The sequence below is a fragment of the Luteibacter sp. 3190 genome, from assembly GCF_031456385.1.
Lineage (GTDB): Bacteria > Pseudomonadota > Gammaproteobacteria > Xanthomonadales > Rhodanobacteraceae > Luteibacter.
This window is the reverse complement of sequence record NZ_JAVDUO010000001.1, coordinates 721,841-737,090: the sequence shown is the minus strand read 5'-3', so window position 1 is coordinate 737,090 and position 15,250 is coordinate 721,841. Positions and strand designations below refer to the sequence as shown.

Below are 15,250 nucleotides of genomic sequence, written 5' to 3'. Positions count from 1 at the left end.
ACTCCATGCGCCCCCTCCGCTTCCTGGCTCCCCTGCTCGTCGCGCCCCTGGCGATGTCCGTCGGCGCCGTGCCGGTGAGCGTGCCCCGCAGCGACAAGACCCTGGTGGAGATCATCAACGGGACCATGGGAACGTTGCCCAACGCGGTCGACGCGCTCGCGAACAAGTTGCCCGGGGGCCTGCACGCGACAGCCGACGCCCCGCCGCAGATCGTGCGCAGCCAGCCCTTCGTCACCCGCGACGGCTACCGGATCACGGCGTTCGAAGCCCGTGGTTTCAACGAAGGCGGCGACGTCCCGATGGTCCGCTTCACCTCGATCCAGCTCGAACAGCGCCCCTGCTTCCAGCGAACCGAGGTGGACGAAGCGTTCCACGCGCCATCGTCCGAGACGAAGCTGCCCGCCGCGCCGTCGATGCTGCCCAACCGCTATCTCGTGATGCAGATGCCCTGGGGGCGCCTGTCGTTCGGCACATCGCAGGACAGCGGCGGCTGCGTGATCGCCATCGTCGGCGACGCCACCGGCGGCATCCTCGGCATGCGCATGCCGTTGCCGCTCCCGCAGCCGACCACCGTGCCCGGCATGCCCGACCTGCGCCGCACCTGGCCGATGCCGGCCGAGGCTTACCCAGCCGAATAGACCGGCTCGTTCGCAGGGAAGAAACCGAGGACCCGGTCGATCCCCTCCTGCGGCACCGCGGCGGAAAAGAGGTACCCCTGCAATTCGTCGCAGCCGGCCTCGCGCAGGAAGGCGCGCTGCTGTTCCGTCTCCACGCCCTCCGCCACCACGCACAGGCCCAGCGCCGCGCCGAGGTTCGACACGGCGCGCACGATCGCGGCGGAATCGTCGGCGAACGGCGCCATCTGCACGAACGAGCGGTCGATCTTGACCTTGTCGACGTCGAGGTCCTTCAGCAGCGTCAGGCTCGAATAGCCCGTGCCGAAGTCGTCGAGCGATATCCGCACGCCGTCGCGGCGCAGGTTCTTCAGCAGGCGCACCGTCGTGCTGTCCGCGTTGACGATCGCCGTTTCGGTGATCTCGAGCTCGAGCCGGTGCGGCGGCAGGCCGGACTCGGCCAGCGCGTTGAGCACCATCGCGGCGAAACGGTCGTCGCGCAGCTGCACCGCGCTGACGTTCACCGCCACGAACATGTCGCCCATCGGCGCCAGCCGCATGCAGGCGGTGCGCAGGATCCATTCGCCAAGCGCACCGATCAGCCCGGTCTCTTCCGCCACGCCGATGAACTGCACTGGTGGCACCGCGCCGAGTTCGGCATGCCGCCAGCGCGCGAGGGCTTCGAATCCGATCACCTTGCCGTCGCTCGCGCGCACGAGCGGCTGGTAGTAGCAGTCGAGGCCCTCGCCCGTGCGCAGGGCCTGGCGCAGGGCGATCTCGACCTTGCGCCGATGGGCGAGCGCGTTGTCGAGTTCGTTGGTGTAGATCACATGGCGATTACGCGCGCGTTTCGCCTCGTAGAGCGCGCTGTCCGCCTTGCGTGCCATTTCGCCGGCCGCGACGGCATCCGTGTCGATGGGCACTACTCCGACGGAGGTTCCGATGAACGCGGTGTTGGCCGGCACGTCGAACGGCATGCTGGCGAGCACGAGGATCTTCTCGGCGACAGCCTCGATGTCGAGGTCGCCGCCGTCTTCCACCAGCAGCGCGAACTCGTCGCCGCCGATGCGCGCGACCGTGTCGCCCGGCGCGACGAGGTTGCGCAGCCGCGTTCCGAACTGCACGAGCAGCTCGTCGCCCGCGAGGTGGCCGTAGGTGTCGTTCACGCGCTTGAAGCCGTCGAGGTCGAGGTAGAACAGCGCGGCCTTGCCACCGCCCCCGGCGGCCCGCGCGATCGCGGCATCCAGCCGGCTGAACAGCGCCGTGCGGTTCGACAGCCCGGTCAGCGCGTCGTGACAGGCGAGCCAGCGCACATGCGCTTCGGACTCGCGCAGTTCGGTGATGTCGGTGACGGACGCCAGCACATGCGGCGCACCGTCGAGTTCCACGCAGGTCTTGCGCGTGAGCAGGGTGCGGACCCGGCCCTGCAGGTCGGTCACGGCTTCCTCGGTCTCCACCACCTCGTGGCTGCGCAGCACGGCATCGTCGCCGGCGGCGAAACGCGCCGCCTGGTCCGGCGGGAAGAGTTCGCTGTCGCTGCGCCCGATCACCTCGTCGGGATCGATGCCGAAATACTCGCAGCCCATCCGGTTGACCAGCACCCAGCGGTGCCTGGCGTCGCGAATGAACATCGCGGTCGGCATCAGTTCGAGCACCTTCGACCAACCAGCCAGGTCGTGGATCACCGGATTCTCCCCACAGGAGTCGCTGGCCCAATCTGCGACGGCTTCCGTGAGTACGGCGTGTGCGGCTTGCGTCACGGTGCGACGCTGCCGAATTTGTGTGACGGTGGCTTCGGCAAGCCACGGCCCTGCCGCGAGCATCCTCCCCGACCGGACCCGCCCCCACCCGCGTGCCTCCGGGCGGGAGCGCGCTCACGCCCGCCCGGCGCCGCGTCAGGGCTTGTTGAGCGGCAGCACGACCGTCGCCGGACGGGTGGCGGCGGGCGCCTCGGCACGGAACGGCCGCAGCGATTCGAACTTCTGCTGGTATTCGTCCGTCACCTGCTTCGCTTCGTCGCCGTTGCTGATCACGCGCGGGGTGATCAGCACGATCAGCTCCGTGCGGTCGCGGTTGCGGACCGTCGAGCCGAACAGGCGGCCGAACACCGGAATGCGGTTCAGTCCCGGAATGCCGGTATCCGACGTGCCTTCCTGCTGCTTGATGAGGCCGCCGAGCAGGACCGTCTGCCCGCTCTGCACCGCCACCTGCGTGGAGACCTCGCGCTGCTGGATCGGGAAGTTGGTCGCGTTGATGTCCCTCGGACCCGGCGCGCTCACGACCTGGTTGATGTTGAGGTACACGAGGCCGCCCGGATTGACGCGCGGACGCACGTTGAGGATCACGCCGGTGTCCTTGTATTCCACCTGGCCGATCGTGTTGTCCGAATTGGCATTGGTGTTGACGAACGTCTGCGTGATGGGAATCTGGTCGCCGACCTGGATGTGAGCCTTCTGGTTGTTCAGCACCACCAGCGACGGCGCGGACAGCGTCTTGGTATTGCCGCTCTTCTCGATCGCGCGCAGCGCGACCGCGAGGTTGTTGTTCACGAACGAATAGAAGAACGCGTCCTTTCCCTGCGTAAACACGTTGCCGCCGTCGCCCAGCGCCCACTGCTGCTTGTTGCCGGGTTGGCCGACCGAGCCGTTCGTGCCGCCGACCAGGCCTTCGAGGTACCACTGCACGCCGAACTCGAAACTGCCGGTGAGCGCGACCTCGAGGATGCGGGTCTCGATCTGCACCTGCAGCGGCACGGCGTCGAGACGCTTGATCGCCTGCTCGATCTCGGCCCACTGCGACGGACGTGCGCGGACCATGAGCTGATTGTTCGCATCCACCGAGGTGATGCGCACGCCTTCGTCGGTGGTGACCGGACCGCTGTGCTGCCGGCGCGACGAGTCGTCGTCGCCGAAGCCGCTCCCCGACGAGCCGCCCGCGCCGAACGACGAGCCCATGCTTCCGTTCGAACCGTAGGAACCGCTACCGAAACCGCTGTTGTTCGTGGTGTTGAGCAGCCCCGACGAATTCGACGTGCTGTTGCCGAACGAACCGGTGGTGCTGCCGAGACCGGAGCCGCCGCGGTTGCCCAGGTCGCTGTCGCCGCCGCCGAGCGTGCCCGAGGTGAGGCCGGGACCCACGCGGCCGCCGCGATCGCCCGAACGGCCGCCGCCCGAGCCGCCGCCATAGATGTCGGAGAGGTAATCGGCCAGATCCGCCGCCTGCACGTTGCGCACGTCGTAGACATACAGCTGCGGCTCGTTGCCGCCGCCGCGGTCGATGCGGTCGATCCAGCTCTTCACCTCGTCGAGGTAGGCCGGCTGCGGGCTGATGACGACGAGCGAATTGGTGCGCTCGATCGGAATGAAGCGCAGCAGGCCCGCCATCGGCGTGTTGCCCTTCTCGCCGAACAGCTTGTCGAGCGTCGGCGTGAGGTCCTTCACTTCCGCGCGCTGCAGGCTGAACACGCCCACGGACATGCCGCGCAGCCAGTCGACGTCGAACGTCGCGATGGTCCGCTGGTAGTTCTCCAGTTCGCTCGGGGTGCCGGCCATCACCAGCACGTTGCGCGTCGGATCCGCCAGCAGCGTGGCGTCCGGCCGCGCGAACGGCTTGATCAGCTTCTGCATTTCGGTGGCGGAGATGAAGTGCAGCGGGAACAGCCGCGCCTGCAGGCCGCCGGGCGGTGCCGACGCGCCGATGCTCGGCACGAGGTTGCCCGCGACCGCGTCCTTCGCGGGCAGCACCACGTAACGGTCGCCCGAGCGGACGAGCGCGTTGCCGGTCCACGAGAGCAGCGTCTCGAGGATCGGCAACGCCTGCTCGGCGGTGACCGGCTGCGACGTGGAGAACGATACGTTGCCCTGCACACCGGGCACGATCGAATAATTCTCGTGCAGCAGGTCGCCGAGGATTGCCTTGACCACCGACTCGACCGGCTGGTTCTCGAAATTGAAGGTGACCGTGCCCGCGCCCGCGTCGACCGGCTTCGCCTTCGGCAGGCCGACGGCCTTGACGAATTCACCCGTGCCCGTCGTGACGTCGGGCTGGGCGGCCGGCGGAACCGGCGGATTGGTCGTGCCGACCGTGAGCGGCCGGGGAACGGGCTTTTCGGTGCCTGCGAGCGCCTCGCGCTGCAGCGACCCATCGTCGCGGGGCTGCGGCAGCGTCGTGCATCCGGCAAGAGCGACCGCGAGCGCCGTAGCGCCGATCAGCGAACTTCTCAACATGAAACAACGTACTCCCTCGTTGGACCCGGTCGGCACACCCTGGGGTGCCGCCGAATGCGCCAACTCTAAAGGGAGGGTTGTTACAGCGCCAGCGTCGCGTGAAGACGGTGTGGCGCAATTCGCACCACGACACGGCGCGAACCCGGAAAGCCCGCCGCGGGCGGGCTTTCCGGACGGCCGTTCAGGATCTCATTCCGCCCATTCGGCGTGGAAGCTGCCCTTCTCGTCGACGCGTTCGAACGTGTGGGCGCCGAAGAAGTCGCGCTGGGCCTGGATCAGGTTCGCCGGCAGCGTGTCCGCCCGGTAGCTGTCGTAATAAGCCACGGCCGCCGAGAAACCCGGTACCGGCACCCCGGTACCCACGGCCGCCGCGACGACCTCGCGCAGCGCCGCCTGGTAGTCCTGCGCGATGTCGCGGAAGTACGGATCGAGGAGCAGGTTCTTCAGCGCGCCGTCGCGGTCGTACGCTTCGGTGATCTTCTGCAGGAAGCGCGCCCGGATGATGCAGCCGGCGCGGAAGATCTTGGCGATGGCGCCGTAGTGGAGGTCCCACTGGTTCTCGTCGGAGGCGGCACGCAGCTGGGCGAAGCCCTGGGCATAAGAAATGATCTTGCTCATGTAAAGCGCGCGGCGCACCGATTCGATGAACGCCTTGCGGTCGCCACCGAATGGCTTCGCCGCCGGTCCCGCGAGCACCTTGCTCGCGGCCACGCGCTCGTCCTTCATCGACGAAAGCACGCGGGCGAACACGGACTCGGTGATCAGCGTCAGCGGCACGCCGAGGTCGAGGGCGCTCTGGCTGGTCCACTTGCCGGTGCCCTTCTGGGCCGCGCGGTCGAGGATCACGTCGACCAGCATCTTGCCGGTCTTCTCGTCCTTGCGGCGGAAGATCTTCGAGGTGATCTCGATGAGGAAGCTGTCCAGCTCGCCCTCGTTCCATTCGCGGTAGACGTCGGCCAGTTCCTCGTTCGACAGTCCCAGCACGTGCTTGAGCACGGCGTAGCTTTCGGCGATCAGCTGCATGTCGCCGTACTCGATGCCGTTGTGGACCATCTTCACGTAGTGACCCGAGCCACCCGGGCCGATGTAGGTGACGCAGGGCTCGCCGTCGGGTGCGCGGGCCGCGATCTCGGTGAGGATCGGCGCCACGAGGTCGTATGCGTCGCGCGGTCCGCCGGGCATGATCGACGGCCCCTTCAGCGCACCCTCCTCGCCGCCGGACACGCCCGTGCCGATGAAGTGCAGGCCGTCGGCGGCCAGCTCGTCGCCACGCCGCACGGTGTCCTTGTAGAACGTGTTGCCGCCGTCGATCAGGATGTCGCCCTTGTCCAGCAGGGGGCGCAGCTGCTCGATCACGGCATCGGTGCCCTTGCCGGCCTGCACCATGAGCAGGATGCGGCGCGGTTTCTCCAGCGATTCGACGAATTCCTCGAGGGTGTACGTCGGCACGAGCTTCTTGCCCGAGCTCTCGGCCATCACCTCGTCGGTCTTCTCCTTGCTGCGATTGAAGATCGACACCGCGTGCCCGCGGCTCTCGATGTTCCATGCCAGGTTGCGGCCCATCACGGCCATGCCGATCACACCGATCTTCTGCTTGCTCACGTGGGTTCTCCGGATGACTAAGTGCCGAGGATGGAACGCCGCCCATCAAAGCGCCGTCCACGGGCGAGTTCTTGGCGGAATCGTGCACGGATGCGATTGGACCAAAGGGCACCCGCGGGGCCGCCCCGCCCTCCGCTATCATGAGCGGCGAACCGGCGGCCGGACCGTCCGGAAGGATCGATGACGCATGAACCAGGTGAAGTCGCACTCCCGCGACAAACGTGTCGCTTCGGCCCGTGAGGCCCTGGCAGGCCTCGTGGCCGACGGACAGACGATCGCCGTCGGCGGCTTCGGCCTCTGCGGCATCCCGGAGCTCCTCATCGAGGCGTTGCGGGATTCGGGCGTGAAGGGCCTCACCGCGGTCTCCAACAACGCGGGCATCGACGGCGTCGGCCTGGGCCAGCTGCTCGCGACGCGGCAGATCCGCAAGATGGTCTCGTCGTACGTCGGCGAGAACAAGGAATTCGAGCGCCAGTACCTCGCGGGCGAGCTCGAGGTCGAGTTCACCCCGCAGGGCACGCTCGCGGAGAAGCTGCGCGCCGGCGGCGCGGGCATCCCGGCCTTCTTCACGCGCACGGGGTACGGCACGCAGGTGGCCGAAGGCAAGGAAACCCGCGAATTCGACGGCCACATGTACGTGATGGAGCGCTCGATCGTCGCCGACGTGGCGCTGGTCAAGGCCTGGAAGGCCGACCCCTCCGGCAACCTCGTGTATCGCAAGACCGCGCGCAACTTCAATCCGATGGCCGCCACCGCGGGCAAGGTCTGCGTCGCCGAGGTCGAGATCATGGTGGAGATCGGGGAGCTCGATCCGGACCAGATCCACACGCCCGGCATCTACGTCGACCGCATCGTGCACAATCCCGCGCCGTCCAAGCGCATCGAACAGCGCACCGTGCGCGCCTGAAGGAGACTCCCATGGCCTGGACCCGCGATCAGATGGCGCAGCGCGCCGCCCTGGAACTTTCCGACGGCGATTACGTGAACCTCGGCATCGGCCTGCCGACCCTGGTGGCCAACCACCTTCCGGACGGCGTCGACGTGTGGCTGCAGTCCGAGAACGGCCTGCTCGGCATCGGCCCGTTCCCGACCGAGGACGAGGTGGACGCCGACCTCATCAACGCCGGCAAGCAGACCGTCACGGCCCGCGCCGGCGCGTCCTTCTTTTCGAGCGCCGACTCCTTCGCGATGATTCGCGGCGGCCACATCGACATTTCGATCCTCGGCGCCATGCAGGTCACCTGCGAGGGCGACATCGCCAACTGGATGGTGCCCGGCAAGATGGTCAAGGGCATGGGTGGCGCGATGGACCTCGTGGCCGGCGTGAAGCGCGTCGTGGTCGTGATGGAGCACGCCGCGAAGGACGGCTCGCCCAAGATCCTCACCGAATGCACCCTGCCGCTCACCGGCAAGGGCGTCGTCAACCGCATCATCACCGAGCTGGCCGTGTTCGACGTGACGCCGGACGGCCTCGTGCTGATCGAACTCGCGCCGGACGTGGACGAGGCCAGCGTTCGGGAGAAGACGGGCTGCCGGTTCGAGACGCGCCTACATTAAGTACGTCGCACATGCTACCGAAGGGTGGGAGCCTATCGCATCGGCGATGCTCTTCGCCCCGCGGAAACGACAAGGCCCCGGTCTAGCGACCGGGGCCCGGAAATAAAGTCGCCCCGCAGAGGACGCCTCAGCATGGGCCTCGGGGGGGGAGGTAGGCCAGATGCCGGTAGTTAGCGTCGATGCGGGGCGAGGGACCTACCGACCCAGGGGGAGGGGTTGGTGGTAGGTCAGGATCAATATTAGATTTCCTAGGAATTTCCGGCCAATATATCTTTCAGCGACCACTTATACGAAAAACGACTATGTTCGACCTGCGCCAGCTGCGCTACTTCGTCGAAGTGGCGGAAACCCTGAGTTTCACCCAGGCCGCGCAGCGCCTGCATATTTCGCAGCCACCGTTGTCGCAGCAGATCCAGTCGCTCGAGGCCGACCTGGGCGTCAGGCTGCTCGACCGGAATCGCCGCCGAGTCGCGCTGACCGAGCCGGGACGTCTGTTCCTCGCGGAAGCGAAGGCCATCCTCGCCCGCGCCGAAAGCGCCCGGACCGTAGTGACCGAGGCCGCCGCCGGCTTTACCGGGCAGCTGCGGCTCGCGTACGCCGTCTCCGTATCATTCCATCGCGCGCTGCCGGAAACCTTGCTGCGGTTCTCACATGCGGCACCCGGAGTCAGCCTGCACCTGGGCGAAATGCTCACCGGGGCCCAGTACGACGCCCTGCTCTCGGGGCAGATCGACGTCGGCCTCCTGCGAGCCCGTCCGGAAGGGGTGGCCAACGCCCGCCAGCTCAACGTGGAAGTGATCGACCACGAGCCCCTCGTCATCGCCCTGCCCGCCGGCCATTGCCTGGCGAAGCGTGATGCCATCCGGATGGCGGAGCTCGCCACCGAGCGCTTCGTCGCCCCGCCCCGCGCGCACGCCGTCACCCTGACCGACCGCCTTGGACTGCTCGCGGACAAGGCCGGGTTTCGCCCGAACATCCGCCAGGAGGCCCAGCAGATCCCTTCCCTGCTGCCGCTGGTCGCGGCGGAGATCGGCGTCGCGCTCGTGCCCGCGTCGCTTCGGGCTGTGAAGCTGGACGGCGTCGCGTTCGTTCCCGTGGACGATCCGGAGGCCCACCTGTTGCTCGCGGCGGCCTCGCGCGTGGACAATACGTCCCCCGTGCTGGAGAGCTTCCTGCGCACGGTCCGCGAGGCCCGCGCCAAGCTCGGGCTCGGCTGAAAGACGAATGGCGACGGGCGCTTGCGCTAGCCCGTCCAGGTCGTTACAATCCCGTTTTTCCTTGTCCTTAAAGTTTCAGGAGCTGGCCGTGAAGGTGCTTTCCTCTTTGAAGTCCGCGAAGTCGCGTCACCGTGACTGCAAAGTCGTTCGCCGTCGCGGCAAAGTGTTCGTGATCTGCAAGAGCAACCCGCGTTTCAAGGCTCGTCAGCGCTGATCGGCTGCGACGGGTTCTGAAGAAAAGGCCGCGAAAGCGGCCTTTTTTTTCGCCTGAATTTCGGGATCGCGGCTGCCGATACCGGGCTCGTCACCCCGGCACGCGCCGGGGTCCACGGCGAGGCGATCGGGTTTCGCGATGCGCGCTCTATGTGTGGCACCTCGCGAAAATCGCAGACCGAGGACGTGGATACCGGCGTGCGCCGGTATCACGGTGAGGGATGCCGCGACTCTCCGGCGCGTCACCCCGGCGCACGCCGGGGTCCACGGCGAGAGGATCGGTTTTCGCGATGCGCGCTCTATGTGTGGCACCTCGCGAAAATCGCAGACCGAGGACGTGGATACCGGCGTGCGCCGGTATGACGGTGAGGGATGCCGCGACTCTCCGGCGCGTCACCCCGGCGCACGCCGGGGTCCACGGCGAGAGGATCGGTTTTCGCGATGCGCGCTCTATGTGTGGCACCTCGCGAAAATCGCAGACCGAGGACGTGGATACCGGCGTGCGCCGGTATGACGGTGAGGGGTGCCGCGACTCTCCGGCGCGTCGCCCCGGCGTACGCCGGGGTCCACGGCGCGGCGATCGGTTTTCGCGACGACGTTTCCGGCGTGCGGCACCTCGCGAAGGCCGTGCACCGGGGACGTGGATACCGGCGTGCGCCGGTATGACGGTGAGGGGTGCCGCGACTCTCCGGCGCGTCGCCCCGGCGCACGCCGGGGTCCACGGCGCGGCGATCGGTTTTCGCGATGACGTTTCCGGCGTGCGCCGGTATGACGGTGCATCACGGCGGGGCGATCGGTCGCGATGAGTCGCCCTACCCGCGCGCTTCCGTCAGGTACGGCGAATCCGGAATGTCGCCGGTGTCGCCCATGAACACGCAATTGCGGCCCGCGCGCTTGGCGCGGTAGAGCGCCGCGTCGGCGACGACCAGCAGGCGATGGAGCTCGAAGCCGCAGGGCATGGTGCTGGCGATGCCGAAGCTCGCCGTCACGACGAGGTTCGGCTTCGCCTGCGTGGCGGATGTCGCCGCGATGGATAGCCGCAGCTGTTCCGCTCGCGCACGCGCCTGCGCCGGGCTGCAGTCCGGGAGCAGCACCGCGAATTCCTCGCCGCCCAGCCGCCCGAACACGTCGCATGCGTGCAGGGCGCGACGGCAGACGTCCACCGCGCGCTTGAGCACTTCGTCGCCCGTCGCATGGCCGTAGGTGTCGTTGACGTTCTTGAAGTGATCGAGGTCGAACAGGATCAGGCAGGCGCCGCGATCGGACCGCGCGCCGTACGCGAGCACGCGCTCCGACTGCTCGACGAAGTGCTCGCGGTTGCAGATACCGGTGAGGCCGTCGCGGCGCGCCAGTTTCATGAAACGCAGCTGCGAGCGGCGCAGCCACAGCACGAGCCAGACGATGGCGGCCAGGCTGGCGAGCAGCACCACGATGTACAGCCGGCTCGTTTCGGCCTCCTTGCGATCGAGCGCGCCGGTCAGCCGCAGGATCTCGTTCTGGCGGTTGAGCGCTTCGACTTCGGCCCGGCGCGCGACGAGCTGCTGGTCGACGATCTGGAAGGCCAGGCTACGCGCGCTCACGTCGTCGAGATGGGCCTTGTCGGCCGCCATGTACTGCTTGTGGTACGCGAGCGCGGCGGCGGCGTTGCCCACGCGTTGCTCCACCTCGTACAGCACCTCGTAGCCGATCCGCCGCGAATCCATGAATTCCTCCTGGCTCGCGTTGGCGACGGCGGAAAGCCCGTACCGGCGCGCGTTGACGAGGTCGCCGAGCTGGAGATAGGCCTTCGCGAGCGTGGCGTCGAATTCGGCGAGCAGCACCGGATAGCTCAGCGCGCGCATGGCTTCGCGATTCGCGGTCAGCAGCTTCACCGCCTCCTCGGGACGCCCCTTGTCGAGGTGGAAGGCCGCGATGTCCGCGCGCATCGTCTGGCCGAACACGTCGTCGCCGACGTTCATGCAGACCTCGATGGCGCGTTCGAACATCGGATCGATGGACTGCAAGCGGTTGGCTTCACGGCGCGCGCGAAGGAGGTGCTCCGCGCCCTTGCAGATCGTGTCGCCGGGCGGAGGGTTGTCCACCATCTCCTGCGCGTACGCTTCCGCCTGCTCGAACTGGCCGGCCGAGCTGAGCAGCTGCGACGCTTCGCCCAGCCCCATGAAACGCGCCTTGCGATCGCGTATCGAGGGCATCATCTCCTGCAGCTGGTTGAGGCGCTTGAACGCTTCCTCGTAGCGATGCGCGATGCCGAGCAGGTTGATGAGCGTCGCCGTCGCGCGGAAGCGCAACACGATGTTGTTCGCGTTGTCGGCGACGTCTTCGAGCGCCTTCCTGCCCAGGTCGTAATCGCCGAGCCACGTGGCGCGCCAGCCCTGGATGTAGTGCAGCCGCCAGCGCTCCTCCGGCGCGAGCTTGGCTTCGATGCGCAGAAGCTGGTCGATCAGCTTTCCCGCGGTCGCGGGATCGGAGCCCTTGATCGCGTCGGCGCGGGAAAGGATCGCCGCCGGCGAGGAAGGGTTCGCTTCGGTTTCGTCCGCCTGCGCCGGCGTCGCCAGCGCGAGCGTCGCGGCAGCCATCAGGAGCAGCGCATGGCGCGCGAGGCGGATCACGGCGTCAGAGCGTCTCGCCCGAGACCGGCGTTCGTGAAATCGAGGTGCCATCGTCGTCCTTGTCGTTGTCGTCGTCCGTGTCGTCGTCCGGCGCCTCCACGTGGTCCGGACCGATCTGCATCTGCGCGACGATGAAGGGCCGTTCGCCGATGAGGCGATGCAGCGCGTCGCGATCGCCATCCCTCAAGGCGGCCCGTGTTTCCTCGTCGATGTCGGTGTCCGCAAGGGCGGCCTCGAGCGCTTCCGCGTCGGCATGGCGAAGCGTCGCATCGCTGCCGACGCGCTCGAGGAATTCGATCAGTTTCGCCATCTACCCGCCCCTTGAGCCGGGAGCGCGCCCGTCCCACCCTGCCAGCCTCCCCTCGAGGCCGCCCGCGTACGGATCATAGCCCCATGGGAGCGCGTCGAGTAGTAGGCCACTCGGCCGGGGACGAAAGGAAATGTAATGGCGGATCAGATACCTGGCGCGACAGGCATCGTCGGAGGCACGCGTCAGCCGTCGAGGTAGACGACGCAGTCGATACCCTGACGGGCCATCTTCGCGTAAGGACAAAGGCGTTCCGTGTTGCGCACCAGCGCGGCGGCGACGCGCCGATCGACGCCCGGCAGCGCGATACGGACCCGGGCGGCCAGGGTGAACAGGCCGTCCATCGGATCGCGGCCGAACGTCACCTCAGCGGTCACCTCGGCATCCGGAATGTCCACCCGTTCGCGCGCCGCCAGCAGGTTCAGGGCGCCGTGGAAGCAGGCGGCGAAGCCGGCCGCGAACAGTTGCTCCGGATTGGTGCCGCCGCCTGGGCCGCCGAGCTCCGCCGGCAGCCGCAAGGCCACGTCCAGGTGACCGTCGGTCGAGCGTGCGCTTCCGGACGCGCGACCGTGCCGCGCCTCGCCGCCGGTGACGCGCACGCTCGCGGTGTACAGCGGCTGGAAGTCCGGGCCGCCGTACCTGTCGAGGAAGGAAAGCGGCGGGGGCGTCGGCTTCACCGTGGACGTCCTTCGTCAGGCCGCGGCCGCGGGCGTCCGCGCGGCGAACCACTCGTCGAACCCGATCCTGCCCAGACGCGCCGCGCCGCGCGGCACCAGCGTGTCCCGATCCAGCACGGCGCCAAAGTACGGTGTCTCCGCGGAACCGATCACGCGGCGAGCATCGCCCGTCTTCGTCAGATACGTGGCCACGAGGTCCGCCATGCTGAACCTGGCAGGGCCCGCGATCTCGACGACCTGCGTCGTCGGCGGCTCGAGCGTGGCGTCCGCGACCAGCCTGGCGACGTCGTCGGACGCGATCGGCTGGATGTCGGCCGTCGGCATGTGGACGTCCGCGCCCTTCTCGCCCGAGGCGACGATGCCCGGCAGGAACTCCATGAACTGCGTGGAATGCACGATGGTGTAAGGGACGCCAGCGGCGCGGATGAGCTTCTCCTGCGCCACCTTGCCGGCGAAGTAGCCGCTCCCGAGGCGATCGAGGTCGTCGGTGCCGACGACCGACAGCGCGACATGGTGCGTCACCCCTGCCTTCTTCTCGGCTTCCGCGATGTTCCTGCCCGCGGTGGTGAAGAACGCGATGACATCGTCTTTCGCGAACGACGGCGAGTTGGAAAGATCGACGACCGTATCGACGCCGGCCATGGAGGCGTCGAGCCCTTCGCCCGTGAGCGTGTTCACGCCCGTCGAAGGCGCGGCAGGCGTCACGTCATGGCCCGCGTCGCGCAGACGGTCGACGACCTTGGAACCGATGAGGCCCGTGCCTCCGATGACGAGGATCTTCATGGTGGATCACCTTTCTTGGCTGGCGTACAGGAATGCTAGGACCGCCGGCTTGTAGCCAGTAGCCCCGGCGCATGGCTCACCGTGTTGCCGAAGCGGCAACAATCGGAAGCGTGGTTCCGCATTCGAGATCGAGCTCCCGAATGGCGGCGATCATGAAATCGATGAACACGCGGATGCGCGATGGCAGCTGCTGCCGGCTCTGGTAACAGACGTAGTGGCCACGATCGTCGGGCGCGTACTCCGGCAGGCAGGCGACGATCCGTCCCGCACGCAGGTGCTCGCACACCTGGTAACCGGCGAGCTGGGCGACGCCTCGATGCTCCAGCACCGCCTGCAGGACAAGGTCCGCATCGTTGAACACCTCCATCGACGGCGGCAGCACCTTGCGCAGGCGGCCATCGACCTTGAACTCCCATTCCGCGATGCGGCCGGACGCCGTGCGGTAATGCACCGCCGGCCGCGCGAGGAGGTCGTCGATCTGGTCGATGTCGCCGCGCTCGCGCAGGTACGTGGGCGTCGCCACGACGAACATCTGCATGGGGACGATCTGCCGCGCGATCACCTGACTGTCCTCCATGCGACCGTCGCGGAACGCGACATCGATGCGGTCACCCGTGAAATCGACCGGACGGTCGTCGAGCACCAGGTCGATGCCGATCTCGGGAAACGCGTCGCGAAACCGGTGCAACAGCGGCGCCACCACCTGGCGACCGAATCCGACCGGCGCGCCGATGCGCAACTGGCCTCGCGGCGGTCCGTCGCGCAGTTCGCGCATGTCGTCGAGCGCCTGCGCGATGCGCTCGACACCCGGGTTGCAATTCTCGAAGAAGATCGCACCCTCGGCGGTCAGCGCAGTGCTCCGCGTGGTGCGCGAAAAGAGGCGCGCACCCACCTGCTGTTCCAGCTTCTGCACGCTTCGGCTCACCGCCGACCGGCCGATGCCGAGACGGTCCGCGGCGCGGGCGAAACTGCCTTCCGTGACCACGGCGATGAACGCGATCACACCGGCATAACTGGCTGAAAACGAGGAGGCGAGCGCATCCGGGGCACTCGGCCGCGCGGGATGGATGGGATGGATGGACATGTCTTACTTCCTCGTCGCAGCAGCCGCATGGATTCGTTCGTGCGCATCGTCGACCAGTCGCCGGCAGGCGGCCGCGTCCCTGTGCAGCAAGGCCGCCACGTCGTCGATGCTCGCTTCGAACACGTCGCTCAACAGCAGGGCCAGGCGGGCATCCGCCGGCAGTCCGTCGAGCGCATCGAGGAGCCCGAGCCACACGGCCGGTTCCGGCTGGCGCGTCGCCAGCTCTCGTCGCAGCCGTTCATACGTGGAATGCATCGGGTCCATGTCGATCAGACGAGGCAGCCGGTCGATCTGTGACGCCTCCCATTGGTTCCCGTTGCGCAACACCGTGGTCACGCCCACGGGCCTACCGGCGGCGACG

The 15,250-nt window shown here is 67.8% G+C and carries 14 protein-coding genes; 5 read left to right on the top strand and 9 right to left on the bottom strand.

The genetic code is table 11. The annotated features are described in order from the left end of the window. Positions 1 to 5 precede the first annotated feature (5 nt). Positions 6 to 638: a hypothetical protein gene (locus tag J2X58_RS03490; RefSeq protein ID WP_090053933.1), complete on the top strand. Its 633-nt coding sequence runs from the start codon at positions 6 to 8 to the stop codon at positions 636 to 638. On the opposite strand, the gene J2X58_RS03485 is transcribed toward J2X58_RS03490, so the two are convergent. The 3 genes from J2X58_RS03485 to gndA all read right to left on the bottom strand — a co-directional run bounded on the left by J2X58_RS03485 (position 623) and on the right by gndA (position 6,442). Further along, positions 623 to 2,299 (bottom strand): EAL domain-containing protein, encoded by a 1,677-nt coding sequence (locus J2X58_RS03485; protein WP_310046443.1) that lies wholly within the window; start codon positions 2,297 to 2,299, stop codon positions 623 to 625. The genes J2X58_RS03490 and J2X58_RS03485 overlap by 16 nt on opposite strands. 210 nt (positions 2,300 to 2,509) lie before the next feature. Further along, positions 2,510 to 4,840, bottom strand: a complete 2,331-nt coding sequence (gene gspD, locus J2X58_RS03480; protein ID WP_310046441.1) for a type II secretion system secretin GspD — start codon at positions 4,838 to 4,840, stop codon at positions 2,510 to 2,512. A 189-nt stretch (positions 4,841 to 5,029) separates the two neighbouring features. Next, positions 5,030 to 6,442 carry an NADP-dependent phosphogluconate dehydrogenase gene (gene gndA / locus J2X58_RS03475; protein ID WP_310046440.1) on the bottom strand — a complete coding sequence of 471 codons (1,413 nt, stop codon included), beginning with the start codon at positions 6,440 to 6,442 and terminating at the stop codon, positions 5,030 to 5,032. Positions 6,443 to 6,629: 187 nt separating this feature from the next. On the opposite strand from gndA, the gene J2X58_RS03470 reads away from it, so the two are divergent. The 4 genes from J2X58_RS03470 to ykgO all read left to right on the top strand — a co-directional run bounded on the left by J2X58_RS03470 (position 6,630) and on the right by ykgO (position 9,430). Then, positions 6,630 to 7,349 (top strand): CoA transferase subunit A, encoded by a 720-nt coding sequence (locus tag J2X58_RS03470; RefSeq protein WP_090053941.1) that lies wholly within the window; start codon positions 6,630 to 6,632, stop codon positions 7,347 to 7,349. Between the two features lie 11 nt (positions 7,350 to 7,360). Then, positions 7,361 to 7,999, top strand: coding sequence for a CoA transferase subunit B (locus tag J2X58_RS03465; protein ID WP_310046438.1), 639 nt, complete (start codon positions 7,361 to 7,363; stop codon positions 7,997 to 7,999). A gap of 302 nt (positions 8,000 to 8,301) precedes the next feature. Further along, positions 8,302 to 9,216 carry a LysR substrate-binding domain-containing protein gene (locus J2X58_RS03460; RefSeq protein WP_310046435.1) on the top strand — a complete coding sequence of 305 codons (915 nt, stop codon included), beginning with the start codon at positions 8,302 to 8,304 and terminating at the stop codon, positions 9,214 to 9,216. A gap of 88 nt (positions 9,217 to 9,304) precedes the next feature. Then, positions 9,305 to 9,430: a type B 50S ribosomal protein L36 gene (gene ykgO, locus J2X58_RS03455; RefSeq protein WP_029213509.1), complete on the top strand. Its 126-nt coding sequence runs from the start codon at positions 9,305 to 9,307 to the stop codon at positions 9,428 to 9,430. An 811-nt stretch (positions 9,431 to 10,241) separates the two neighbouring features. On the opposite strand, the gene J2X58_RS03450 is transcribed toward ykgO, so the two are convergent. From J2X58_RS03450 to J2X58_RS03425, 6 genes are all read right to left on the bottom strand, one after another. Then, entirely contained in the window at positions 10,242 to 12,038 is a 1,797-nt protein-coding gene (locus tag J2X58_RS03450) for a GGDEF domain-containing protein (RefSeq protein ID WP_310046434.1), read from the bottom strand. A 4-nt stretch (positions 12,039 to 12,042) separates the two neighbouring features. Beyond that, positions 12,043 to 12,348, bottom strand: coding sequence for a hypothetical protein (locus J2X58_RS03445; RefSeq protein ID WP_310046432.1), 306 nt, complete (start codon positions 12,346 to 12,348; stop codon positions 12,043 to 12,045). Positions 12,349 to 12,530: 182 nt separating this feature from the next. Then, positions 12,531 to 13,022: an Ohr family peroxiredoxin gene (locus J2X58_RS03440; RefSeq protein ID WP_175472793.1), complete on the bottom strand. Its 492-nt coding sequence runs from the start codon at positions 13,020 to 13,022 to the stop codon at positions 12,531 to 12,533. A 15-nt stretch (positions 13,023 to 13,037) separates the two neighbouring features. Next, entirely contained in the window at positions 13,038 to 13,805 is a 768-nt protein-coding gene (locus tag J2X58_RS03435) for an SDR family oxidoreductase (protein ID WP_310046431.1), read from the bottom strand. A gap of 76 nt (positions 13,806 to 13,881) precedes the next feature. Continuing rightward, positions 13,882 to 14,889 carry a LysR family transcriptional regulator gene (locus tag J2X58_RS03430; protein WP_310046429.1) on the bottom strand — a complete coding sequence of 336 codons (1,008 nt, stop codon included), beginning with the start codon at positions 14,887 to 14,889 and terminating at the stop codon, positions 13,882 to 13,884. Between the two features lie 3 nt (positions 14,890 to 14,892). Continuing rightward, entirely contained in the window at positions 14,893 to 15,231 is a 339-nt protein-coding gene (locus tag J2X58_RS03425) for a sigma factor-like helix-turn-helix DNA-binding protein (protein ID WP_310046427.1), read from the bottom strand. Positions 15,232 to 15,250 lie beyond the last annotated feature (19 nt).

What these genes read in the sequence shown, in the direction of transcription:
- J2X58_RS03490 (WP_090053933.1), top strand. Translation starts at nt 6, where the DNA reads ATGCGCCCCCTCCGCTTCCTGGCTCCCCTGCTCGTCGCGCCCCTGGCG.
- gspD (WP_310046441.1), bottom strand. Translation starts at nt 4,840, where the DNA reads ATGTTGAGAAGTTCGCTGATCGGCGCTACGGCGCTCGCGGTCGCTCTT.
- J2X58_RS03470 (WP_090053941.1), top strand. Translation starts at nt 6,630, where the DNA reads ATGAACCAGGTGAAGTCGCACTCCCGCGACAAACGTGTCGCTTCGGCC.
- J2X58_RS03465 (WP_310046438.1), top strand. Translation starts at nt 7,361, where the DNA reads ATGGCCTGGACCCGCGATCAGATGGCGCAGCGCGCCGCCCTGGAACTT.
- J2X58_RS03460 (WP_310046435.1), top strand. Translation starts at nt 8,302, where the DNA reads ATGTTCGACCTGCGCCAGCTGCGCTACTTCGTCGAAGTGGCGGAAACC.
- J2X58_RS03445 (WP_310046432.1), bottom strand. Translation starts at nt 12,348, where the DNA reads ATGGCGAAACTGATCGAATTCCTCGAGCGCGTCGGCAGCGATGCGACG.
- J2X58_RS03435 (WP_310046431.1), bottom strand. Translation starts at nt 13,805, where the DNA reads ATGAAGATCCTCGTCATCGGAGGCACGGGCCTCATCGGTTCCAAGGTC.
- J2X58_RS03430 (WP_310046429.1), bottom strand. Translation starts at nt 14,889, where the DNA reads ATGTCCATCCATCCCATCCATCCCGCGCGGCCGAGTGCCCCGGATGCG.